General features: G+C 72.0%; 25 protein-coding genes. 11 read left to right on the top strand and 14 right to left on the bottom strand.

The features are described from left to right. The first annotated feature begins 24 nt into the window (after positions 1-24). Complete coding sequence (locus tag LUU90_RS13655) at positions 25-1146, top strand: P1 family peptidase (protein ID WP_275003969.1); 1122 nt, start codon at positions 25-27, stop codon at positions 1144-1146. Here the strand turns inward: LUU90_RS13655 and LUU90_RS13650 are convergent. From LUU90_RS13650 to LUU90_RS13640, 3 genes are all read right to left on the bottom strand, one after another. Further along, positions 1116-1802, bottom strand: coding sequence for an SIMPL domain-containing protein (locus tag LUU90_RS13650; protein ID WP_275003968.1), 687 nt, complete (start codon positions 1800-1802; stop codon positions 1116-1118). The two genes, LUU90_RS13655 and LUU90_RS13650, sit on opposite strands and share 31 nt — an antisense overlap. A gap of 97 nt (positions 1803-1899) precedes the next feature. Then, positions 1900-2991, bottom strand: a complete 1092-nt coding sequence (locus LUU90_RS13645) for a winged helix DNA-binding domain-containing protein (RefSeq protein ID WP_275003967.1) — start codon at positions 2989-2991, stop codon at positions 1900-1902. Then, positions 2975-3598 (bottom strand): DUF4126 domain-containing protein, encoded by a 624-nt coding sequence (locus tag LUU90_RS13640; protein ID WP_275003966.1) that lies wholly within the window; start codon positions 3596-3598, stop codon positions 2975-2977. Before LUU90_RS13640 ends, LUU90_RS13645 begins: the two co-directional genes overlap by 17 nt. A gap of 201 nt (positions 3599-3799) precedes the next feature. On the opposite strand from LUU90_RS13640, the gene LUU90_RS13635 reads away from it, so the two are divergent. The 5 genes from LUU90_RS13635 to LUU90_RS13615 are packed head-to-tail and all read left to right on the top strand — an operon-like array spanning position 3800 to position 6984. After that, entirely contained in the window at positions 3800-4255 is a 456-nt protein-coding gene (locus LUU90_RS13635; protein ID WP_275003965.1) for a DUF1772 domain-containing protein, read from the top strand. Between the two features lie 41 nt (positions 4256-4296). Beyond that, positions 4297-5352, top strand: coding sequence for a diaminopropionate ammonia-lyase (locus tag LUU90_RS13630; RefSeq protein ID WP_275003964.1), 1056 nt, complete (start codon positions 4297-4299; stop codon positions 5350-5352). Positions 5353-5391: 39 nt separating this feature from the next. Further along, a complete protein-coding gene (locus tag LUU90_RS13625) occupies positions 5392-6282 on the top strand; it encodes a putative RNA methyltransferase (protein ID WP_275003963.1) in 891 nt (296 codons plus the stop codon). 52 nt (positions 6283-6334) lie between these two features. After that, positions 6335-6565, top strand: a complete 231-nt coding sequence (locus LUU90_RS13620) for a CopG family transcriptional regulator (protein WP_129783680.1) — start codon at positions 6335-6337, stop codon at positions 6563-6565. Further along, positions 6562-6984 carry a PIN domain-containing protein gene (locus tag LUU90_RS13615; protein ID WP_275003962.1) on the top strand — a complete coding sequence of 141 codons (423 nt, stop codon included), beginning with the start codon at positions 6562-6564 and terminating at the stop codon, positions 6982-6984. The genes LUU90_RS13620 and LUU90_RS13615 overlap by 4 nt, the downstream gene beginning before the upstream one ends. Positions 6985-7006: 22 nt before the next feature. Here LUU90_RS13615 and LUU90_RS13610 read toward each other — a convergent pair whose 3' ends face one another. The 10 genes from LUU90_RS13610 to LUU90_RS13565 form a co-directional block, all read right to left on the bottom strand. Continuing rightward, positions 7007-7597: an HhH-GPD-type base excision DNA repair protein gene (locus LUU90_RS13610; RefSeq protein ID WP_275003961.1), complete on the bottom strand. Its 591-nt coding sequence runs from the start codon at positions 7595-7597 to the stop codon at positions 7007-7009. A gap of 122 nt (positions 7598-7719) precedes the next feature. Beyond that, a complete protein-coding gene (locus LUU90_RS13605) occupies positions 7720-8121 on the bottom strand; it encodes a nuclear transport factor 2 family protein (RefSeq protein WP_275003960.1) in 402 nt (133 codons plus the stop codon). 142 nt (positions 8122-8263) lie between these two features. Further along, the gene (locus LUU90_RS13600; RefSeq protein WP_275003959.1) at positions 8264-8785 is read right to left on the bottom strand and encodes an alpha/beta fold hydrolase; all 522 of its coding nucleotides are present in this window, start codon (positions 8783-8785) and stop codon (positions 8264-8266) included. After that, positions 8785-9732, bottom strand: coding sequence for a GNAT family N-acetyltransferase (locus tag LUU90_RS13595; RefSeq protein ID WP_275003958.1), 948 nt, complete (start codon positions 9730-9732; stop codon positions 8785-8787). Before LUU90_RS13595 ends, LUU90_RS13600 begins: the two co-directional genes overlap by 1 nt. A gap of 141 nt (positions 9733-9873) precedes the next feature. Further along, entirely contained in the window at positions 9874-10362 is a 489-nt protein-coding gene (locus LUU90_RS13590) for a GNAT family N-acetyltransferase (RefSeq protein ID WP_275003957.1), read from the bottom strand. Positions 10363-10381: 19 nt separating this feature from the next. Next, positions 10382-10864, bottom strand: a complete 483-nt coding sequence (locus LUU90_RS13585) for a GNAT family N-acetyltransferase (protein ID WP_275003956.1) — start codon at positions 10862-10864, stop codon at positions 10382-10384. Positions 10865-10945: 81 nt separating this feature from the next. Further along, positions 10946-11341, bottom strand: coding sequence for a nitroreductase family deazaflavin-dependent oxidoreductase (locus tag LUU90_RS13580; RefSeq protein WP_275003955.1), 396 nt, complete (start codon positions 11339-11341; stop codon positions 10946-10948). A gap of 102 nt (positions 11342-11443) precedes the next feature. After that, positions 11444-12274, bottom strand: coding sequence for an ATP-binding cassette domain-containing protein (locus tag LUU90_RS13575; RefSeq protein WP_425596232.1), 831 nt, complete (start codon positions 12272-12274; stop codon positions 11444-11446). Positions 12275-12315: 41 nt separating this feature from the next. Then, the gene (locus LUU90_RS13570; RefSeq protein WP_425596231.1) at positions 12316-13350 is read right to left on the bottom strand and encodes a putative F420-0 ABC transporter permease subunit; all 1035 of its coding nucleotides are present in this window, start codon (positions 13348-13350) and stop codon (positions 12316-12318) included. A gap of 23 nt (positions 13351-13373) precedes the next feature. Beyond that, positions 13374-14387 carry a putative F420-0 ABC transporter substrate-binding protein gene (locus tag LUU90_RS13565; RefSeq protein ID WP_275003954.1) on the bottom strand — a complete coding sequence of 338 codons (1014 nt, stop codon included), beginning with the start codon at positions 14385-14387 and terminating at the stop codon, positions 13374-13376. 343 nt (positions 14388-14730) lie between these two features. Between LUU90_RS13565 and LUU90_RS13560 the strand changes: the two genes are divergently transcribed. The 3 genes from LUU90_RS13560 to LUU90_RS13550 all read left to right on the top strand — a co-directional run bounded on the left by LUU90_RS13560 (position 14731) and on the right by LUU90_RS13550 (position 17924). Further along, entirely contained in the window at positions 14731-14982 is a 252-nt protein-coding gene (locus LUU90_RS13560; RefSeq protein ID WP_275003953.1) for a DUF6480 family protein, read from the top strand. Between the two features lie 24 nt (positions 14983-15006). Then, positions 15007-15822, top strand: a complete 816-nt coding sequence (locus tag LUU90_RS13555; protein ID WP_275003952.1) for an SDR family oxidoreductase — start codon at positions 15007-15009, stop codon at positions 15820-15822. 530 nt (positions 15823-16352) lie between these two features. After that, on the top strand, positions 16353-17924 hold the full coding sequence (locus tag LUU90_RS13550) for a molybdopterin-dependent oxidoreductase (protein ID WP_275003951.1): 1572 nt from the start codon (positions 16353-16355) through the stop codon (positions 17922-17924). A 3-nt stretch (positions 17925-17927) separates the two neighbouring features. On the opposite strand, the gene LUU90_RS13545 is transcribed toward LUU90_RS13550, so the two are convergent. Beyond that, positions 17928-18761 (bottom strand): class I SAM-dependent methyltransferase, encoded by an 834-nt coding sequence (locus tag LUU90_RS13545; protein ID WP_275003950.1) that lies wholly within the window; start codon positions 18759-18761, stop codon positions 17928-17930. Between the two features lie 163 nt (positions 18762-18924). On the opposite strand from LUU90_RS13545, the gene LUU90_RS13540 reads away from it, so the two are divergent. Together LUU90_RS13540 and ileS are read left to right on the top strand one after the other, a co-directional pair. Continuing rightward, a complete protein-coding gene (locus LUU90_RS13540; protein ID WP_275003949.1) occupies positions 18925-19596 on the top strand; it encodes a winged helix-turn-helix transcriptional regulator in 672 nt (223 codons plus the stop codon). A 330-nt stretch (positions 19597-19926) separates the two neighbouring features. Continuing rightward, positions 19927-23286 (top strand): isoleucine--tRNA ligase, encoded by a 3360-nt coding sequence (ileS, locus tag LUU90_RS13535; RefSeq protein WP_275003948.1) that lies wholly within the window; start codon positions 19927-19929, stop codon positions 23284-23286. Positions 23287-23302: the final 16 nt, after the last annotated feature.

The raw sequence follows: 23302 nt of genomic DNA, 5'->3' as shown, positions 1-23302 counted from the left end.
GTGCCGATCACCGATGCTGTAGCCATGGGAGACAACGGACAGCGCCCTCGCCGGGCGCGTGATCTCGGCATCGTCGTGGGCCCGCTGCCCACCGGACCGCACAACGCCCTCACGGATGTGCCCGGCGTGCGCGTGGGGCACACCACCGTCGTGGACGCGCCTCGCCTCCACACCGGGGTGACGGCGATCGTCCCCGACGCCCTCGGCCCCGACCGGCGCAGCCTCCCGTGCGGGCTGTTCGTGGGCAACGGGTTCGGCAAGCTCATCGGTGCCACGCAGGTCGCCGAGCTCGGCGCGATCGAGACGCCGATCCTGCTGACGGCGACGCTCAGCGCCTTCCGTGTGGCGGACGCGCTGGTGACGTACATGCTCGCGCGGCCGGGCCATGAGGAGACCCGCACCCTCAACCCCGTCGTCGGCGAGACCAACGACGGCCGCCTCAGTGACATCCGCGCCCGGCCCGTCACGGAGGCGCATGTGCTCGCCGCGCTCGACGGCGCGACGTCCGGCCCGCCCGACGAGGGCTGCGTCGGCGCCGGGACGGGGACCATGGCCCTCGGGTTCAAGGGCGGGATCGGGACCTCGTCGCGCAGGGTCGACGGCTGGACGGTGGGTGCCCTGGTGCAGGCCAACTTCTCGGGCACGCTGACCGTGCGGGGTGTCGCGATCCCGGCCGACGGCGCTGGCGCGGCGCCGGCCTCCAGACCGACGCCGGCCTCCGGCCAGCAGCCGCCCTCCGCCGAGGAGCTCGAGGGCAACTCCTGCATGATCGTCGTCGCCACGGACGCGCCGCTGGACGCGCGGCAGCTCGGCCGGGTGGCTCGTCGGGCGGTGTTCGCGATGGCGCGCGTGGGCTCGGACTTCGCAGGCGGCAGCGGCGACTACGCCCTCGCGTTCAGCACGCCGGGCGCACCGCCGTCGGGCAGCGCCGCAGCCGGCGACAGCCTGGCGGAACGCGACCTGGAACCGATCTTCGCCGCGGCCATGGACGCCGTGGAGGAGGCCCTGCTCAACGCCCTGCTGACCGCCACCACCACCGTGGGGCACCGTGGCACGGCGACCGCTGTACCCCACGACCTGGTGCTGAGCCGCCTGCGTGCGGCCGGCGTGCTGCCTCAGCCCTCGGCGCCGACGCCCGCCTCGTAGTCGGCGGACAGCGTGATCTCGACGTCGATGTCCCGGGGCTGGAGCTCGACGTGCGCGCCGCCGTCGGTGTCTGCCATGGAGGCCGCGCGCATGGCGTACACCGGGCCGTTCCCGCCGCCGTTCCCGCCACCGCGCAGACCCGCCTCGTAGATGGCGACGGGCGCCACCGGGCCGAGGCCCAGGGCGTCCGCGTACGACTGCGCGCGCACCACCGTCTCCTCGGCGGCCTCGATCCGGGCCTCGGCCTGGAGCGCCTTGCGGGTGTCGTCGGTCAGGTCCCACGTGATCCGGTCGATCTCGACGCCGTCGACGTCCATGACGTCGGCGAGCCAGGTCGACAGCGCCTCGAAGTCGCGGAACGTGACCGACAGCCGTGCCGACGCACGGAAACGCCGCACCCGCTGCTTGCCGCCGGCGTGTGAGCTCTTGACCCGGTCGTCGTAGACGTACGAGTGCACCGAGTCCGCGTCCCACCGCTCGGCGGCACCCGCCAAGACGTGCTCCTTGACCTGCTCCACGAGGATGGTGTGGGTCCTGGCCACCTGGTCCACCACGTCGTTCCGGAGCGTGCCGGAGAACGCGACGTGCAGGTTGACGGTGCCTCGCTCCGCGGGATGCGAGCGCGTGGCCTGGCCTTCGACGGCGATGCGAGTCATGTGCGGAGTCTGCCGACTATGCCTTGACCTGCGCTACCCCGGCCGCCCGTTCCCGACGTACCCGCTCCCGCGCGTCCGGTCGGAGGACGGGCGGCCGTCAGCCGATCGTGCCCTCGGCCACGGGGCCGCGGGTCAGGGTCGGCTCGAGCCCGCAGAACTCCCCGTAGCGACCGGCCTCGGCCTCGATCGCCGCCCACACCCTGGGGCTGGGCTCCTCGGTGAGCTCGACGGTGATGTCGACGCTCTGCGCCTTGAGGACCCGGGACCAGCCTCCGGCGATCATCCCGTCCACCGTCACGAGTCCCGTGTACAGCCAGCGGCTCGGCATCGCGTCCCCGGTCAGCGAGGGCCAGCCCTTGAAGTCGTGGCAGAAGAGCTCGTCGTACACCGACAGCAGCCGGACGGTGCCCTCCGGAGAGGGTTCGGGCAGGTCGCCGTCGGTCCAGAGGGTCAGGCCGGCCAGCTCGTGGCGCGTGAGCCCGGCGTCGGCCACCGCAGCGCGCGCCGCGGTCTTGGTGAGGGTGCCCCACCAGGCGGCGTCCTCGGCGCGGCACGGGCCGTGGCCCCGCACGTACGCACGCACCAGATGGATGCGCGCCTCGTCCTCGTCCCACGCCTTCTGCTCCGGCAGCAGCCGGTAGGTGGCCTGCTTGCCTCGTATCGGCCCGCTCGCGACCAGTAGGTCAAGCTCCGCGTGCATCATGACCTGGCCCAGGTGCCAGGTGTCGAGCGGCGTGCCCTCCGCCTCGGCGAGCGCCACCCCGATCTCCTTGCGGGTGAGCGGGCCGCCCTTCAGGGCCTCGGCGATCACCGCGTGCCGCCGGGGGAGGAGCGAGTGGTCGAAGCCGCGTGGTCGCTCCGCCGAGAGCATCGCCCGGCGCACCCGGGCCGCGGTGGCCGTCATCAGGGGCGCGAGGTCCTCGGGCACCACGTAGTGCCAGGTGGGTCGAAGGATATGGGTCCGCACCATCGAGCCCTCGGCGAGCGCGGCCTGCACCTCGGCGAGCGTGGCGGGGGCGGCCAGGCGCTGCGCCACGCCCCACGCGGAGGAGTGGAGCTCCTGCGACTGGACGGCGCCCAGCCGAGCGACGACGCCGGGGACGCCGTCGTCGGCAGGACGCAGCGCGCCCAGGCCCACCGAGGTGAGCCGGGCGCGCTGGATCGCGCGGATGTCAGACGTAGTAGGCATCTTCGCCGCCGTGGCCCGCCGCCCGGGCGCGGCGGTGCTTCACCAGGCTCCGGATCAGCATGATCACACCGATCACGAACAGGATCATCACGGGGATGATCGCGAGCGGGGCGAGCACGGACAGGAAGCCGAGGCCGATGCTGGTGACGTCCTCCGCGGCGCTGACCACCGGGGCCGCGGTGCCGCCGGAGACGGTGTTGGCGACGACACGACCGCCGGCCTTGGCGGCGTGCGTGCCGAGCGCGAGGACGATGCCCGAGACGATCGGGATCCACTGGCCGGACTGGACGAACGTGCTCGGGTCGGTGACCGTCGTCGTCTCCGACATCGAGCCCGCGCCGAAGGCGATGCCGCCCGCGGTGGGCCGGATGACCGTCTGCACCACGTCGTTGACGGAGTCGAGCACGGGGATCTTGTCCGCCGCGAACTCGAGCACCAGGAGGACGGTCAGGATAGCGAGCACCCAGCCGTTCTCCAGCCACGCCCACGTGCCCGGCAGCTGCACCAGGTCCGTGAAGCGCGACAGCACGCCGAGGAAGATGAGCGGGATCCATGCGTTGAGGCCCGCTGACAACGCGAGTCCGGTTCCGGTGGCAATTTCGAGCATGGCTCGAAGTGTTCCACGGCATACCGACACTCTGGGGTTCGAAAGTGTCCGGTGTGCCCGATCTGTTATCTGAGTGCCGCGTATGGCTTGCGCCCGGCCGAGGTGCGTTCCGGGACTGTCCGTAACACCTGGAACATGCGGACCCCTCGTGCAAGAGTTGCTCCAGTTCACCGCACGGGTGTGCTCATGGGGAGGCAGTTGATGGTCTGGACGATCTTCGCGGTGGCATCGGTGGTGCTGCTGGGGGTCTCGGCGGGTGTGTTCTACGGGTTCTCGTCGTTCATCATGAGCGGCCTCGCCCGTGCCTCCGACGACGCTGCCGGCTCGGCGATGAGCGGCATCAACGAGACGGCACTGCTGCCGCCGTTCATGAGCGTCTTCTTCGGCGCGCTCCTCGTGCCCGCCGGGACCGGTATCTGGGGCCTCGTCGAGGGGCGCGACGGCGGAGCGTGGGTTCTCGCGGCCGCCGCCGTGTACCTGGTGGGCACCTTCGGCGTGACCGCGGCCCTGAATGTGCCCCTCAACAACCGGCTCCTCGGGGCCCACGACAAGGGTGCCGGCTGGCGCGCCTTCTGGCGGCCGTGGACGGTGTGGAACCACGTGCGCACGGTCGCCGCCGTCCTGGCGACGGTGCTCGCGGCGGTCGGCCTGCTCTGACGGGTCGGCCTCCGGTGCCGGTGTCGGGGACAATCGACCACATGCCCGCCATCGACTTTCACCGCAGCCTGCCCGGATACCGGCCCACCCCGTTGCGGGACGTGCCCCAGCTCGCGGCGGAGCTCGGCGTCGGGCGCGTGCTCGTGAAGGAGGAGTCGAGCCGGCTGGGGCTGCCCGCGTTCAAGGTGCTCGGCGCTTCCTACGCGACGGCGCGCGCCCTGGCGGAGCGGTTCGGGCTGCCCGCGGCGACGCTGGACGCGGTGCGCGCCGCCGTCCGCGGCAGTGCCGTCCGGCTGTACGCGGCGACCGACGGCAACCACGGCCGCGCCGTCGCGCACGTGGCCGCCATGATCGGGGCGAGCGCGACGATCTACTACCCGCCGGGCATCACGGAGGCCGCCAAGAAGGCCATCGTCACGGAGGGCGCGCGGGCGGTCGAGGTCGACGGCGACTACGACGACGTCGTGGCCCGTGCCGCCGCCGACGCGGCCGCCGACCCGCAGGCGGTCCTGGTGCAGGACACCTCCTGGACCGGGTACATGGACGTCCCGCAGTGGATCGTCGAGGGGTACTCGACGCTGTGCCTGGAGGTCGACGACCAGCTCGCCGCCCTCGGCGTCGCCGGGCCCGACCTGGTCGTCGTACCGGTGGGCGTCGGCTCGTTCGCCCAGGCGGTGGTGGCTCACTACCGCGGATCGGGGGCCGACAGCTGCACACTGCTCGCCGTCGAGCCCGACCGCGCCGCCGGGCTGGTCGCGTCGCTGCGCGCGGGCCGGCCGGTCACGGCCCCGACCGGTGACACGATCATGACGGGGCTCAACTGCGGCACCGTCTCCGAGCTCGCGTGGCCGGTGCTGCGGGACGGGCTGGACGGAGCCGTCACCGTCTCCGACGACCAGGCGGCCGCGGCCGTCGAGGACCTGGCGCGAGTCGGCGTGGACTCCGGGCCGTGCGGCGCGGCGACCCTGGCGGCGGCCCGCTTGGTGCTGGGGCAGGCCGGGTGGCGCGATGCCATCGGTCTGCGTCCCGACGCCGTCGTGCTGCTCCTGTCGACCGAGGGCCGGGCGGCGAACCCGGTCCCGGAGGACCGGGTCTGACCCCGGCCCTCCCCCGAAACCGCTGCCAGGAGTGTGCTCGTGCCCGTCCCCCTTCCTGCCGCCCTCGACCCGATCCTGCCGCTGCTGCGCTGCCCGTCCTGCGGCGAAGGGCTGTCGGCCGGCGACGGCGCGCTGCGCTGCCCGCGACGGCACAGCTTCGACCTCGCCCGGCACGGGTACGTCGGCCTGCTGACCGGTGCCCGGGCGACCAGCGGGGACGACGGGCCGATGGCCCGCGCCCGCCGGGACTTCCTGGCCGCCGGTCGTTATGCGCCCGTCCGGGACGCGGTGGCGGAGCTCGCTGCCGAGGCGGAGCTCTCCGCCGGTTCCGGTGGCGCTGCGGGGCCCGGTCGGGCGGCACGGCCGGCCACCGTGGTCGACGTCGGCTGCGGCACCGGCTACTACCTCGCGGGAGTGCTCGACGCGCTGCCCGGTGCCGTCGGCCTGGGCCTGGACACCTCGGCGCACGCCCTGCGCGTGGCGGCCAAGGCGCATGCACGCGCAGCGGCCGCGACGTGGGACGTGTTCCGGCCGTTCCCGATCGCGTCCGGGCAGGTGGACGTGGTGCTCGACGTGTTCGCCCCCCGCAACCCTGCCGAGTTCCACCGGGTGCTCCGCCCGGACGGCGTCCTGGTCGTGGTGCGGCCCTACGGCGGGCACCTGGCTGAACTGCGCAGTCAGGTCACGCAGATGGTGACCGTGGACCCGGACAAGGAGCGGCGCCTGCACCAGGCCCTGGACCCGTACTTCGAGGCCGCGCGCGCGGTCGAGGTCGAGTACACGACGCCGCTGACCCGGCAGGAGGCCGTCGACCTGGTGCTGATGACGCCGAGCGCGCGCCATGTCACGGAGGCGGAGCTGGCCGACGGCGGCGGCCTGCCCGAGCAGGTCACGGTGTCGGTGCTTGCCACGGCCTACCGGCGGCGGTAGCGGCCAACGTCATTCTGTAGCAAGAGATTCCTACTTCAAGTAGGATCAGAGCATGTCTGCTGCAGCTGGTATCGAGAAGCACTCTGTCTCCATGCCTGTGACCACCTCGGAGGGCGTTCGCGCCCGCGCTGGGTCGCGTGGCTTTTCCGCTTACGTCGCTGGGGCGGTTGCCCGACAGCTCGAGCGAGACGCTCTTGACGACGTGCTGCAGAGCATGGAGGCCGAGCATGGTGCGGTTGATGAGGACGAGGTAGCGGCGATCATGGCCAGGCTCGCGCGGTGATCGTCGGGCCGCACTCGATCCTGCTGGACTCTGAGGCTCTCTCCGCACTGGCTGACGACGGGCGCCAGATGCAAGCGTGGGCAACCGTCGCGCGTCGCACGGACTCAACGCTGCACACTTCTGCGGTGACCCTCGCGGAGGTCACTGACGGTACCGCGCGCGACGCCCGGGTGCGGCGCGCTGCCAAGGCATTGCGCGTGGAAGACGTCACCACGGAGATCGGCTACAGCGCAGGTCGACTGCGTGCGGGCGCGGCGTCCTCGCGTCGCAAGGCTCGTGACATGACGGTCGACGCTGTGGTCGCGGCCACAGCGCTGGCCCTCCACGGGCCGGTGGTGGTGCTGACCGCGGATGACGGTGATCTGGACCTTCTCCTTGCCGACACCCCTGTGAAGGTCGAGAGGGTCGGCAAGAGATAGGCGAGGTAGGGCCCTCACGCAGTCAGGACTCCTTCGCCGCGGCCTTCTGCGCCTTCTTGAACGCGCGGACCTCCAGCAGCGCCTCGGCGCTGGTCACGTCCGCGATCGAGCGGTGCGAACCCTCCTCGCCGAACTCGCCCGCCGCCTCGCGCCAGCCCTCCGGCTGGACGTCGCGCTGCTTGCCGAGCAGGGCGAGGAAGATCTTGGCCTTGCGCTCCCCGTAGCCGGGCAGGGCGTTGAGCCGCTTGAGCACCGCGCGCCCGGTCGGGGCGCCGCCGTCGGCTCCGGGCGCGGTCCAGACCTTGGCGGCGTCGCCGTCGTACTCCTCGACGATCGTGCGCGCGAGCTCCTGCACCCGCCCCGCCATGGACCGGCCGTACCGGTGGATCGCCGGAGGAGTGGTCGCCATGGTCGTGAACTCGTCCGGGTCGGCCTCCGCGATGGCGTGCACGTCGAAGCCGCCCATGCGGTCACGGATCTTGGCCGGTCCGGCGAACGCATGCTCCATGGGGAACTGCTGGTCCAACAACATGCCAGTAAGGAGCGCGAAAGGGTCCTCGCTCAGGAGTCTGTCCGTGTCGGGGTCGCCGGTGATCCAGAGCTGGGTAGCCATAGCTCCATCTTGACGGCCATCAGTCACCCAGGCCAACTGCGAGAGCCGCCTCGTGGATGTCGGCAACTCGTCCAGCAGCGCATCGCACGTTCTGAGAGGGCCCGTTGTCATGTGGAAGGTGCTTACCGGGAGAACGCGGACAGCGCGCGGGCGGTATCTATGTATTCTCTCGCTCTGACGACCTTTCCACCCGTGAGTTCGAACGCGAAATGATATACCTGGTTCAAGGTATTTCCGTTGGCGAGGAGGGCGTTCGACGTCGCCTCCACGGACGCGTTGCTTTCATCTGCGATGACTCGGGTCACTGACACGTGTATGCCGTCGGGGAGTGATTCGTGGAACCCCCTCATGTGTGCAATGAATGCGGGTCTGGACATGTCGCCGGAGACCGGGAAGGTGTTGGCGTCCGCCATGACGGTCCATACTGCATCTTCGTGAAGAACGTCGAAGGCGCTAGAGCTGCCATTCGTTCCTAGCCCCTCGACCAATTTCTTGACGGCAGCCTTGTTCTGATCTGAGGTCATTCTTCTGCACTCAATCTGCTGGAGTGGCACGAGAGTGCGTGCCCAAACGCCGTGAGTCTACGGTCACGGCCCCACGTGCCGGTTCATGAGCGGTTGGCTGACCGGGTAGCCGCGCTCCGTGCATGACGGCTCGAACTGGCACTCAGGGAATCAGCCGGTCCGCGAGCTCCAGCGTGTCCGCGGTGAAGTGCCCGTCGTCGCGCACCACGAGCGTGCCACCGAGCCGGTCGAACAGGGCCCGGCCCTGCGCGGCGTCGCAGCCGAACTCGTCGGTCACGGAGTTGAGGAACACCAGCTCCCGGGCGTGCGACCGGATCGCGTCCCAGTCGTAGGCATCCTGCAGCACCGGCTCGGGCTGGTCGTTCGGCAGCGTCGAGTAGCCGGCGACGAGCACCGCCTGCGCCACGGTGACCTCGAGGTGCTCCAGCAGCGCCAGCAGCAGGGCGGCCCCTCCCGAGTGGCCCACCAGCACGGTGTCCTCGGTGAACGTGTGCGCGGCCAGCACCTTCGGCAGGAGCTCGGCGACCGGCTCGACGTTCGTGCCCGGGTGGTGCGGCGTCTCGACGTCGTACCCGCGCGTGCGCAGCCGGTCCGCGAGCCACGGGTACCAGATCCAGCCGGGTTGCGCGCCGGTCCCGTGGAAGATGATCGCCCGGCGTCCCATCAGTCCTGCCTCACCGCGGGAGCCGGACCGGGGGGCGCCACCGGCTCCACGACCAGGTTGATCTGGTCCAGCACCGGTTCGAACCCGATCGCGGCGTACACCCGGTTCGAGACCGGGTTGTTCCGGTCCGTGTAGAGGCAGACCCGGTCGCCGGCGTCGAGCACCCGCTGGGCCACCTCGGCGACCAGCGCCCGGGCGTAACCGTGCCCGCGGTGCTCGGCGGGCGTGTAGACCGGGCCGATCCGGACCACGCCGAACGCCGGCGGCCGCACGCCCGTCAGCTGCACCACCTCGCCGTCGACGTCCCACAGCCAGACGCTGCCCTCCTCGATCCAGCGCGGGGCGCCCTCGATCCGCAGGGGCTCGTCCTCCGGCGGGCGGCCCGCCTGGGCGTCAGCCTCGGCGTGGAACACGGCGAACCACTCGCTGACCAGGTCGAGGTCGGCGAGCGTCGCCTGGCGTGCGTGACCCGACGGCGCCGGGTCCGGCCGCTTGATGCGCGTCGCCTCCCAGAGCCGGTCGGGACGGTCCTCGCGCACGGTGCCGCACGTGGTCCGCAGCACCTCGTCGGTGAACGCCCGGACGGCGGCTATGGGTCCGTTCGCCGAGGTCAGCGGCGGGTCGCCGGCCCGGGCGGTGTGCTCGAGGGCGGTCCGGGCGAGCAGGCGCGCGGCGTCGTCGGGCATGGCCGGCACCCAGACCGTGTGCGGCGCGTGCGGCATCGTCCGCATCGACACGGCGACGACGACGCCGGCCGGGTCCCGCACGACCGCCCACCACATCGGGTGCTCCGGACGAGAGCCGCCGGGGATGAACGTCCGCGCGGCGTAGTGCGTCACGGACGAGACGACGCTCGAGAGCACCGGCTCGGCGGCCAGCAGGTCGCCCGCAACGGCGAGGACGGCCGCCGGATCATCGAGGAGCTCGACGGTGTGTGCGGTGGTCATGCGGAAGATCCTGGCATGCGGCGCGGGGCTGATCGACCTGTTTCGCGAGTGAGCGGAGTGGTCGGTTGTAGGTCAGGTGATCGGCACCTCGGACTGCCGATCACCTGACGTACTACCGACCACGAAACTCGCCCGGAAGCTTCAGCGGACCAGGCGGACCTCGAGGACTCCCGTGTCCGGGTCCGTCGCCGTGACGCCGTCGGGCAGGAAGCCGGCGCGCTGGAAGAACTTGCGGGCGCGCGGGTTGGAGGCGAAGGTCCAGAGCTGGGCGGACGTGCCGGGCGGGAGGATGTTCTCCAGCAGCGCGTGGCCGACGTTGGTGCCGTGGAAGTTCGGGTCGGCGTACAGCTCGTGCAGCTCGATGGCGCGAGCCGGCGGATGGCCCAGGTGCGGACCGGACGGGTTCTTCATCGCGAACCCGACGATCTTGTCGCCGACCTCGGCGACGAGCGCCTTGTTGCCGGCGGCGAGGATGCGCATCCAGCCCTCGGTGCGGGTGCCGAGCGTCTCGGTTTTCCAGTGCTCGGGCGGCAGGAGCTCGCCGAAGATCGCGCGCCGCGTGGTCCAGTGCACCGCGGCGATGCCGACGGCGTCGTCCGGGGTCGAGGCGCGGATGTGGAAGTCAGACATGAGTGGAACGGTAACCCGACTACCTGACCATCCGTACCTCGGCGAGGTCGGCGGTGGTCGCGTCGACGATCCGCGTGCCCTCCATGACGAACCCGTTGCGCTCGTAGAAGCGGCGGGCGCGCGGGTTGTCCTCCGCGACCCACAGCTGAGCACCCGAACCGGCCGGCACGACGGCGTCCAGCAGCGCCTGTCCGATGCCGGTCCCGTGGTACGCCGCGAGGACGTACAGCAGGTACAGCTGCCGCCCGCGCACCGGCAGGACATCGTCCTGTTCGACGGCGTCGCCGGACATCGCGATGCCGACCACCTCACCGCTCACCTCGGCGACGACCGGCGCGGCGCCGTTCGCCAGCCACCGCTCCCACGTCGTGGTGCGGCGCTCGAGCGTCGCGGTGGCCCAGAACTCGGGCGGGAGGATGTCCCCGTAAGTGGTGACCCAGGTCGTGTGGTGCACCCGGGCGACGGCGGCGGCGTCGGACAGCGTTGCTGTGCGCAAGTTCACGACGCGAAACATACTCCCGCGCAGGGCCGGTCGATGACACGCGACCGCCCCCCAGGTGATCAACGGGGGACCCGGCGGGGATCAGGCCGGGTGCAGGGTCCCGACCAGGCAGTCCTCGACGCCCACCGCCGACAGGAGCGTCGACGGCACCGAGGCGAGCCACCCGACCGCCTCGTACGCCGGCACGAGCCGCACGTCCTTGACAACGAACTCCTTGCCGCCGCGTGTCACCCGCACCGTTCCCGCACTCATCGTGTTGCGGGCCCAGTCGGTGCCGGAGCCCCACGGCAGCGGCAGCACGGCGACGATCTCCTGCTCGGGCCGGGCAGCGAACGCGACCAGCGGTGTGCGGTACGCCTTGCCGGACCTGCGTCCCACATGGTGCAGCACGACCCACGGCGGGACGCGCTCAGCGACGCGAACCATCCACGGGTTGACGATCTTTCCTGCCTTGACGACGAGATCCGGAGCAGCCATGGCTCCCATCATGGTTCAGGTACGCGGATCCGCCAGCCCGGGCGGCGGCCCTGAGGCGGCGCGGGCGGCGGCCTTGCGGGCTCCGGGAGCCCGGCCGGCACCTCAGCTCCGTTCGAACGAGAGCACCGGCCGCCCCGTCCGCGGGTGGGTGAGCACGTCGACCCGCACTCCGTACACCGGCTCCAGCACCGCCGGGACCAGCACCTCGCCGACCGGTCCCGCCGCGACGACCTGGCCACCGTCCAGCAGGACCAGGTGGTCGCAGGTCGAGGCGGCGAGGTTCAGGTCGTGCAGCGCGGCGACGACGGTCACGCCGTCCGCCGCGAGGTCGCGCAGCACCCGCATGGCGTGCAGCTGGGCCGCGATGTCGAGGTGGTTGGTCGGCTCGTCGAGCAGGATCAGGCGCGGCTGCTGGGCCAGGGCGCGCGCCATGTGCACCCGCTGCCGCTCACCGCCCGACAGCGTGCCGACCTCGCGGTCCGCCAGCTCCTGGGCGCCCGCGGCGACCAGGGCCGTGCGCGCGGCCGCGCGGTCGGCGTCCGAGTCGCCGGCCAGCAGGGAGCGGTGCGGGATCCGGCCCAGGAGCACCGCGTCCAGCACGGACAGCGGCAGGTCGGTGCCGGCGTCCTGCTCCACGAGAGCGAGCACCCGGGCGCGCTCGCGGCGGGGCAGCGCGCGCAGGTCGGCGCCGTCGAACGTCGTCGCCGGGCCCGGGGCGGGCTGTGCCGCCGGGCCGGACGGCGACGCGGCCTGCCCGGCCTGCTGCACCCCGGCCAGCACCCGCAACAGCGTCGACTTGCCCGACCCATTGGGTCCGAGCAAGCCGGTGACCGCCCCGGGGGGAGCGAGCACGCTGACGTCGTCCAGGATCAGCCGCCCGTCGATGTCCCACGACACGCGTTCGGCCGCCAGCCCGTGGTGAGTGCTGGCTATCTGCGCGGTAGGGGGTGTCCGGACCGACGAATATCCCGCACTCAACGGTGGTTTCCTCTCCAGAGCAGGAACGCGAACACCGGGGCGCCGATCGCTGCCGTGACGATGCCCACCGGGAGCTCGCGCGGTTCGAAAACCGTGCGGGCCAGGGTGTCGGCCCAGACCAGGAACGAGGCGCCGGCCAGCGCCGACAGCGGCAGCAGCAGCCGGTGGCGTGCCCCGGTGAACAGCCGCACCGCGTGCGGCAGGATCAGCCCGACGAAGCCGATGGACCCGCTCTGCGACACGAGGGCACCGGTCAGCAGCGCGACGCCGATCAGCAGGATCCACCGCGCCCGGTTCACGGGTACCCCGAGCGCCGCGGCCGCCGTGTCGCCGAACGTGAACGCGTCCAGCACGGAGCCTGTCAGGGCCAGCAGGGTGCCGAGGACCAGGACGGCGCCCCCGGCGATCGCCACCGACGTCCACGTCGCCGACGCGACGGAGCCCATGAGCCACGAGAGCACCTCACGGAACGCGTCGCCCTTGGCCGACCAGAAGATGACGAACGACACGGCGGCGGCGCAGAGCTGGCTGATCGCCAGGCCTGCCAGCACGGTGCGGGTGGGCGTGATCGTCCCGAGCGCGCCCGCCAGGGAGAGCGCGAGGGCGAGCGCGCCGACCGCGCCGACGAACGCCGCGACCGGCAGCAGCAGGGGTACGCCCGCGAGCAGCACGAGCACCGCACCGAGCGACGCGCCGGACGAGAGACCCAGCAGGTACGGGTCGGCGAGCGGGTTGCGCGTGAGCGACTGCATGACGGCGCCACACACCGCCAGACCTGCGCCGACGGCGGCCGCCGTGAGGATCCGGGGCATGCGCAGCTGCCACACCATGCCGTCGCGCAGGGCGGACAGCGGCTCCAGGCCGAGCGCGCCGCCGAACCCGAGGTGCGTCGCCACCGACCGGCCGACCTCGGACAGGGCGAGGTCGGCCGGTCCGATGGTCACCGCCACGCCGACGCTCACCACGAGGACGAGCGCCGCGACGGGCAGGGCGAGCCACGGTCTCGACAGGCTCGACCCGCAGGACGGCAGGGTCGACCCGCGGATGGCCGGCTTCACAGGTCGAGGTCCGCCAGCTGCTCCACCACCGAGGCGACGGCGTCGACGTTCCGGACGCCGGCCTCGGTGGCCGGGAACGGCACCACCACGTAGCGCTCCTCCTTGACCGCCGTCATCTCACGGGTGGCGGGGCTGGACTCCAGCGTCTCGATCTTCGCGTCCGCGGGGTTCCACGCGGCGTCGACCAGCACCAGGACGTCCGGGTCGGCCTCGACGACGTTCTCCCAGCCGAGCGAGGTCCAGGTGTCGTGGACGTCGGCCGCGACGTTGGTCAGCCCGGCCGCCTCCATGATCATCTGCGGGGCGCCGATGCCGGCGCCGACGTACGGGGTGTCGTCGCCCGAGGACCACCACAGCGCGGTGAGGCCACGGTCGTCGGGCTCTATCGCGTCGAGCGCCGCGCGCTGCTCGTCCACGAGCCTCGCGGCGGCGTCCTCCGCGCCGAACAGGGAGCCCACCTCCGCGATCTCGTCGAACACCGTGTCGAAGGTGAGCGGGTCAGGCATGTACCCCTCCTCCTTGCAGGCGGCGGGGGAGACGTACGTGGCGACGCCGAGCTGGGCGAGCGTCTCGCGGTCGCCCGCGGTCTCCGCCGTGAGGTTGGACTCCCAGCCCGCGTAGACCAGGTCGGGCTCGAGCTCGAGCGTGGCCTCGGAGCCGGGCGCCTCTGCGGCGAACGGCTCCTCGACGGCGGGCACGGTCTCCAGGGAGTCCGGAACCGGCCCGTCGAGGAACGCCGAGCCGACGATCCGGTCGCCCAGGCCGAGCGCCAGCAGCATCTCCGTGGTCGACGACTTGATGGTCACGACGCGCTCCGGCGGCGCCTCGACCTCGGTCTCGAACCCGCAGTTGTCGAGGCTGACGGGAAAGCTGCCCGACGGCGGCGTCGCGCCCTCGGCGTCGGTCTCGCCCGAGGCGGTGGGTGTGCAGGCGGCGAGAACGAGCGCCGCGACGGCGACGGCGGCGGGCAGGAGGAACGCACGAGCAGGACGGACGCGGTGGGGGTGCACGCGAGGGCTCCAGGGGTCGACGAACAGCCCACGGCCAGGGACGGCCACGGGGTGAGCAGCGACGCGCCATCTCGCGTCCAGACGGGAAGCGGCTCACAGTGAGAGCCGCATCAGCGGGCCAAAGCAGGGCCCGCGACCCGTCGCCACGATACACCGGCGGTCTCGGCCGGCCCCCGTGGATTTCGCTCTCGGCGTCGCTGTCGGCCCCGCTGTCAGCCCCGCCGTCGTGGCCTCGGTCCATGCCACCCCGCGTCGGCCGGAAGCATCCGTCGCGCGACTGGAGAGCGGCGTGCCTACGGTGGAGATGACCCCAGGCCAGGCAGACAGGGCAGGGAGATTCACGATGACGAACGATCCCGAGAACCAGGCGGCGTACAACCCGGACCCCGAGCCGGACGGCCGCACGATGCCCCTCAGCGGCAACCTCCAGCCCGGCGAGACCCCACCCGAGTCCTCCCAGGTCAGCGCACCGCAGGGCCATGAGGAGCACGGCCCGCCGCGCTGGGTGCCGTGGGTGTGGATCGTCGCGATCCTGGTCGTGGCAGGGCTGGTCGTCGCACTCTTCGGCGGCTACGCGGCCGGCCTGCTCCGCTGAGGGAGCAAGCACTACAGTGCGGCCATGAGCGACAGCACCGCCCCTGGTACCAGCCCTGAGACAATGCCTGAGACAATGCCGAACCGCCGCGCCCTGGTGACCGGGGCGTCGTCGGGCATCGGTGCCGCCACCGTGCGCCGGCTGCGCACCGACGGCTGGGACGTCGTGGCCGCCGCCCGCCGCGCCGACCGCCTGGAGGCGCTCGCCGCGGAGACCGGCTGCGAGGTCTACGCCATCGACCTCACCGACGACGACGCCGTGTCCGCCCTCGCGGCCCACCTCACCGCGACCGGCGGGCTCGACGCGGTCGTGAACAACGCGGGCGGTGCGCTCGGCCTGGACCGCGTGGAGGACGCCGACGTCGACGGCTGGCGCCAGATGTACGAGATCAACGTGCTCGGCACGTTGCGCGTCACCAAGGCGGTGCTGCCCCTGCTGCGTGAGGCGGGCGCGTCGAAGGGCGTCGCCGACGTCGTGAACGTGACCTCGACCGCCGCCCAGGGCGCCTACGAGGGCGGCGCCGGTTACACCGGCGCCAAACACGCCGAGCACATGCTGTCCCAGACGCTGCGCTGGGAGATCGCCGGTGAGCCCGTGCGCGTCATCGAGGTCGCCCCGGGCGCCGTGGCCACCGAGGAGTTCTCCCTGGTCCGATTCGGCGGCGACGCCGAGAAGGCCGCCGCCGTCTACGACGGATACACGCCCCTGGTCGCCGCCGACATCGCCGACACCATCGCCTGGACCCTGTCCCGCCCGGACCACGTCAACATCGACCTGGTGACGATCCGGCCCCGTGCCCAGGCGCACAACTCGAAGATCGTGCGCGGCACGGGGGTCTGAGCGCCCTGCACCCCGCTGGCCGCTCGACCGGCAGGGGCAGGGTGTCGGGACCGGCAGGGTGTCGCGACCGGCAGGGTGGTGCGACCGGAAGGGTGGCTCGACCGGCGGGGAGGCTCGACCGGCGGGGAGGCTAGACGTGGGTCGCCTGGTCGCGTTGCGGGGGTGAGCGCCTCGGGGAGCTGCGCCGGGATCGAGGCGGTGAGTTCGGTCCTTTGATGGCGAGTTTGCTGACTTCGGTCGGTTGGGTCGAGATCGGTCAGTCAACCGACCGATCTCGACCCAACCGACCGAAGTCGCGTGTGGGGTGGGTGCGACTGACCGAAGTCGGGTGTGGGGTGGGTGCGACTGACCGAAGTCGGGTGTGGGGTGGGTGCGACCGACCGAAGTCGGGTACGGGGTCGGTGCATCCGACCGAAGTCGGGTATGGAACAGGTGCAACCGACCGAAGTCGCCGATCGTGTCCTTACAGGCTCATGACGGTGCGCCCCCGGACCCCGGCGAACTGGCCTCCGCGTGCCAGGCTGAGCGTTATGACCCAGGCAACTGAGAGCCCCGCGCCCCCGCGGGCACACGGCGCACCGCACGACGCAGGCTGGGCCGCACTGGCGGGCGTCGTCGCGGGTGCGGCGGGGCTGGCGATCGCGGAGCTCGTCGCCGCGGTCGTCGCACCCGGCGCGAGCACCCTGTTCGCGGGCGGCGCCGCCGTCATCGACGTCGTGCCGCCGTGGCTCAAGGACTTCGCCGTGGAGGCGTTCGGCACCAACGACAAGGCGGTGCTCCTCGGCTCGATGGGCCTGGTGCTGGCGCTGGGCGCGGCGCTCGCGGGGTGGCTGGAGCTGCGTCGCCCGCCCTCGGGCGCGCTGCTGATCGGCGCGGTCGGCGTCGTCGGGGCGATCGTCGCCGTGCTGCGCCCGGACGCGACGCCGCTGTGGGCGCTGCCCAGCGTCGTCGGGATCGGCGGCGCGGTGCTCCTGCTGCGGTCGGCGATCGCCAGGCTGCGGCCGGCGGCGGACCTGCGGGCCGAGACGGGCACCGTGGTGGACCGGCGCGGCTTCCTCGCGGTCACCGGGATCGCCGCGGGTGTGGCCGTGCTCGCGCTGGCGGGCTCGCGGGTGCTGTCGGCGGGCTCGGCGGCCGTGAACGTCGTGCGCGAGAAGATCCGCCTGCCCGCCGCACGCGAGACGGCGCCGCCGGTCCCCGCGGGCGCCGACCTGGAGCTCGCCGGCCTGGCGCCGTACGTCACGCCGAATTCTGACTTCTACCGCATCGACACGGCGCTTCGGGTGCCGCAGCTGGACCCGGCGGATTGGTCGCTGGAGGTCCATGGCATGGTGGACGAGCCGTTCACGATCACCTGGGACGAGCTGCTCGCCCTGCCGCTCGAGGAGCACCACGTGACGCTCGCGTGCGTCAGCAACTCCGTCGGCGGTGATCTCATCGGCAACGCGCTGTGGCTGGGCTACCCGATCCGGGCGCTGCTGGAGCGCGCCAAGCCGCAGGCGGGCGCGGACATGGTGCTGTCCCGCAGCGACGACGGGTTCACCGCCGGGACGCCGCTCGACGTGCTGCAGGACCCGGACCGGGCCAGCCTGCTCGCGATCGGCATGAACGGGGAGCCGCTCCCGGTGGACCACGGCTTCCCCGCACGGCTCGTGGTGCCCGGCCTGTACGGGTACGTGTCGGCCACCAAGTGGGTCACCTCGCTCAAGGTCACCACCTTCGACGCCGACCAGGGCTACTGGACCCCGCGCGGCTGGTCGGCGCTGGGCCCGATCAAGGTCCAGTCGCGGATCGACGTGCCGCGCGAGTCGGTGGCGGCCGGCGCCGTGACGGTGGCAGGCGTGGCGTGGGCCCAGCACACGGGCATCGGCAGGGTGGAGGTCCGGGCCGACGACGGCGACTGGGTCACCGCCGAGCTCGCCGAGACCGTGGGCTCCGACACGTGGCGCCAGTGGCGGGTGTCCCTCGACCTGGAGGCCGGCGACCACACCCTCGCGGTCCGGGCCACCGACACCGAGGGCCTGGTCCAGACCGAGGCCGAGGCACCGCCGGCACCCGACGGCGCGACGGGCTGGCACACGGTCGACGTGTCGGTGGGCTGACCGTCAGGCGCGTGTCGCTGTGAGCAGCAGGTAGTCCCAGCCCATGGCGCCGTCGGCGTCCTGGAACCTGGCGGCGAGGTCCAACAGCGCCTGGTCGAGGACGGCGGTGCGCCCGGCGTCGTCGGCCACGTTGCGGTAGACCGCGATGGTGGGGCCGTAGACGGCCTTGAAGAACTCGCGGAACTCCACGCCGGAGGCGAACCGGGAGACCGGCAGCGAACGTACCTCCGCTCGTACGTCCGTGACGCCGTCGCCGAGCAGGGCGCGCACGTGCGCCTCGTCGCCCCACCGGGGCGGCGGCTCGGCGCCGGGCGGCGGGGCCGGAGCGAACGGCTTCATGGCGGCGAACATCTGGCCGATGAACCCTGTGGGCGTCCAGGCGATGAGCCCGATGGTCCCGCCGGGCCGGGTGACGCGCAGCAGCTCGTCGGCGGCGACCTGGTGGAACGGGGCGAACATGACCCCGACGCAGGACAGGACCCGGTCGAATGCCGCGTCGTCGAACGGGAGGGAGTGGGCGTCGGCCTCAGCCCACGTGATCTCGGTGCCGCTGGTAGCGGCGGCGGCCCGGCCGGCGTCGAACAGCTCGGGCGTGAGGTCCGAGGCGATCACGTGCGCGCCGGCGATTGCGGCAGGGATGGCGGCGTTGCCGGAGCCCGCCGCGACGTCGAGCACGTGATCGCCCGGCCGCACGCCGGCTGCCTCGACCAGGATCGGGCCCAGTGCCGGGATCACCTCGGTGGCGACCGCCGGGTAGTCGCCGAGCGCCCACAGGGCGCGGTGCTTGGTGCGGACGGCGGTCAGGACGTCGGGTGGGACGACGGCGGTGTCGCTCATGGGACTGCTCCTTGCCTGGAAGGTCTGGGAGTCTCACTGTCCGCCCGGCCGGCGCCCGTCCGCCAGTGCTTGATCTGTACCGGGTGAGGTTCACGATCTGTACTGGTGTGGCGACCCAGCGGGGCGTTGACTTGGGGGTGCGGGGGCCCGGCGAGGAGGCGTCATGACGACGTACGGTCAGTTCTGCCCCGTGGCCAAGGCCATGGAGGTGCTCGACGAGCGGTGGACCCTCCTGGTGGTCCGTGAGCTGCTGGCGGGCAGCACCCGGTTCAACGAGCTGCGGCGCGGCGTCCCGAAGATGTCCCCGGCCCTGCTGGCCAAACGGCTCCGCTCCCTGGAGCGTGCCGGTGTGGTGCGGCGTTACGAGGCGGACGACCATCCCGGCTACCGGCTCACCCAGGCGGGCGAGGAGCTGCGACCGCTCGTGGAGAGCCTCGGCGCCTGGGGCACGCGCTGGGTCGGTGGCCTCGGTGAGGCTGACCTGGACCCGCACCTGCTGATGTGGGACATGCGGCGCACGGTGCCCGTGAACGCCTGGCCGCGTGAGCGCACGGTGGTCGCGTTCCGGTTCGACGGCGTCTCCGCACCTGTCGCGCACTGGTGGCTGGTGGTGCGCGACGGGGAGGTGGACATCTGCGACTACGACCCCGGGTACGAGGCGACGGTGACGGTGTCGGCCGCGCTGCGCACGCTCGTCCGGGTGTGGCGCGGGGACCTGTCGTGGCAGATGGCACTGCGCGGAGAGGCGGTGAGCCTGGACGGGCCCGCCGAGGCCCGCCGTGACCTGCCGGTATGGCTGGGCCAGTCGCCCCTGGCGGTGGTACCGCGCCCGTGACCCGTGCTCCCGACCAGACGGCGGGATTTTCCGGTTGCCGTCGCCCGGTACGATTGCCCCACAGGCATCGACCCGGCCATCACCGGTGAGCCTCCGGAAGAACAGGTCCCCCTGCCGCGCCGCCCCGAGCACGTCGAAGGGTCAGGCAGCGGGACCCCAGTAGAACCGGACGGGTAGGCCCGTCACAGCCGTCAACGAGCGGCCGTACGCGTGAGCGAGCGGCAAGCGGGGTGGTACCGCGGCGCACCCAGGTGCGGCGTCCTCGCAGCAGAAGCACCACAGAAGTCCACCTGCTGCCGAACCGCTGAACCGCCAGGAGCCAGAAGAACAATGGCCTATCCGCTGCACCGTCCTAGCGACGCCGCCACCCCCGTGCCCGCGTCGCCCAGCCTGCCCGACCTCGAGCGCGACGTCCTCGAGTACTGGGAGAAGGACGACACCTTCCGCGCGTCCGTCGAGGCCCGACCGGCCGGCGAGAACGGCAGCAACGAGTTCGTCTTCTACGACGGCCCGCCGTTCGCGAACGGCCTGCCGCACTACGGTCACCTGCTGACCGGGTACGCGAAGGACGTGGTGCCGCGCTACCGGACCATGAAGGGGCAGCGCGTCGAGCGGCGCTTCGGCTGGGACACGCACGGCCTGCCGGCGGAGCTGGAGGCGATGAGCCAGCTCGGGATCAAGACCAAGGACGAGATCGTCGAGCTCGGCATCGACAAGTTCAACCAGGCCTGCCGCTCCAGCGTGCTCAAGTACACCGACGAGTGGCGCACGTACGTGACGCGTCAGGCCCGCTGGGTGGACTTCGACAACGACTACAAGACCCTGAACCCGACGTTCATGGAGTCGGTGCTCTGGGCCTTCAAGTCGCTGTTCGACAAGGGCCTCATCTACGAGGGCTTCCGTGTGCTGCCCTACTGCTGGAACGACCAGACGCCGCTGAGCAACCACGAGCTGCGCATGGACGACGACGTCTACCAGCAGCGGCAGGACCCCGCGGTGACCGTCGGGTTCGCGGTGACGGAGGCCCCGGCGAGCTCGGCCACAGGAGACGACGCGCTCCGCGTCGGCGACCACCTGCTGATCTGGACCACCACGCCGTGGACCCTGCCCTCCAACCTGCTCGTCATGGTGGGGCCGGACGTCGACTACGCGATCGTCGAGTCCTCCTTCACCGGCTCCCCGCAGCGGTACGTCCTCGCGGAGGCCCGCGTGGACTCCTACGCGCGGGAGCTGACGGACGACGGCGCCGAGGCGCCGAACGTCGTCGGACGGCTCAAGGGCAGCGATCTCCTGGGCGCCGCCTACGCTCCGCCGTTCTCGTACTTCGCGGGCCACGAGGGTGCGCACCGTGTGGTCGAGGCCGACTTCGTCACGACCACCGACGGTACCGGCCTGGTGCACAACGCCGGCGCCTTCGGTGAGGAGGACAAGCAGGTCAGCGACCGCGAGGGTGTCGAGCCGGTCATCCCCGTAGGCGCCGACGGGCGGTTCACCTTCCCCGTCGAGGAGTACGTGGGGCTGCAGGTCTTCGATGCGAACGCGTCGATCATCGACCACCTCAAGGCCCGTACGCGGGGTGCGGAAGGCACCGAGGCGGGTCGGACGTCGTCGGGCACGGTGCTGCTGCGGCGCGAGCAGTACGCGCACTCCTACCCGCACTGCTGGCGCTGCCGGCAGCCGCTCATCTACATGGGCGTGTCGTCGTGGTTCGTCGAGGTGTCGAAGTTCAAGGACCGCATGGTCGAGCTGAACGACCAGATCACCTGGGTGCCCGACCACATCAAGCAGGGCCAGTTCGGCAAGTGGCTGGAGAACGCGCGCGACTGGTCGATCACCCGGAACCGCTTCTGGGGCTCGCCCGTGCCGGTCTGGAAGTCGGACAACCCCGCCTACCCCCGCATCGACGTGTACGGGTCGTTCGCGGAGATCGAGCGTGACTTCGGGCGGCTGCCGCAGGACAAGGACGGCAACCCGGACCTGCACCGCCCGTTCATCGACGACCTGACCCGGCCCAACCCGGACGACCCGTCGGGGCAGTCCACCATGCGCCGCGTCGAGGACGTGCTGGACGTCTGGTTCGACTCCGGCTCGATGCCGTACGCCCAGGTGCACTACCCGTTCGAGAACGCAGACTGGTTCGAGCACCACTACCCGGGCGACTTCATCGTCGAGTACATCGGGCAGACGCGCGGCTGGTTCTACACGCTGCACGTGCTGGCCACGGCCCTGTTCGACCGCCCGTCCTTCCAGACGGCGCTCTCGCACGGCATCGTGCTGGGTTCCGACGGCCGCAAGATGTCGAAGTCGCTGAAGAACTACCCGGACGTGAACGAGGTCTTCGACCGTGACGGGTCGGACGCGATGCGCTGGTTCCTCATGGCCTCGCCGATCCTGCGCGGCGGCAACCTCGTGGTCACCGAGGAGGGCATCCGCGACGCCGTCCGCCAGGTGCTGCTGCCGCTGTGGAGCACGTACTACTTCTTCACCCTGTACGCCAACACCGCCGACGACGGTACCGGCTACTCCGCGCAGCCCCTGACCGCCGAGCGGGTGGCCGGGCTGCCCGTCATGGACCGCTACCTGCTCGCGCGCACGCGGAAGCTGGTCTCGGACACGACAGAGCAGCTCGACACCTACGACATCGCGGGTGCCTGCGACTCCGTGCGCCAGTACCTCGACGCCCTGACCAACTGGTACGTGCGCACGCAGCGCGACCGGTTCTGGGCCGAGGACGCCGACGCGTTCGACACCTTGTCGACGGCGCTCGAGGTGCTGTGCCGCGTGATGGCGCCCCTGGCGCCGCTGCTCAGCGAGGAGGTCTGGCGCGGTCTGACCGGCGGGCGCTCCGTGCACCTGGCGGACTGGCCGTCGCTGGACGGCACCGCCCCGGCCGAGCCTGTCCAGAGCGCGGGGTACGTCGGTGACGTGCTCGTGGCCGACGACGCGCTCGTGGCTGCCGTCGAGTCCGCGCGCGCCGTGGTGTCGCAGACGCTCGCGCTGCGCAAGGCGAACAAGCTGCGTGTGCGGCAGCCGCTGCGCTCCCTGGTCGTGGCCGTCGCGGACCCGGATGGCGTCGCGCCATTCACCGGGCTGCTGGAGACGGAGCTGAACGTCAAGGAGGTGCGGCTCGTCGCGTTCTCCCCGGAGGTCGCCACCGAGTACGGCATCTCCGAGCGCCTCGCGGTCAACGCCCGTGCCGCCGGCCCGCGCCTCGGGCGCGGTGTGCAGGCAGTGATCAAGGCCGCGAAGTCCGGCGCCTGGTCCAAGACCGACGCCGGTGCTGTGGTCGTCGCGACGGACGGGGGCGACGTCGAGCTGCTCGAGACCGAGTACGAGCTGACGACGGTGGTCGCTCCCCAGGAAGCCCAGGACCCGTCAGCCGCGGGCGCCGACCCCGCTGAGACGGCCGCGGCGGTCCTGACCGGTGGCGGTTTCGTCGTGCTCGACCTCGCGCTCGACGACGCGCTGCGCGCCGAGGGTTACGCCCGCGACGTCGTGCGCGACGTGCAGGACGCCCGTAAGGCCGCCGGCCTGCAGGTCGCCGACCGCATCGCGCTCGAGCTGACGGTGCCGGCCGAGTGGGTCGCCGCCGTCGAGGAGCACCGCGAGCTGGTGACGCGCGAGACGCTGGCGACGTCGCTGGCCGTGACGGCCGGGGTCGAGCGGACGGTGTCCGTGACGAAGGCCTGAGCCTTCGCCGGTCCGT

Origin of the sequence: Promicromonospora iranensis, assembly GCF_028994775.1 — a bacterium.
GTDB lineage: Bacteria > Actinomycetota > Actinomycetes > Actinomycetales > Cellulomonadaceae > Promicromonospora > Promicromonospora iranensis_A.
The sequence above is the reverse complement of the archived record's forward strand: the minus strand, read 5'-3'. Positions and strand labels throughout refer to the sequence as shown.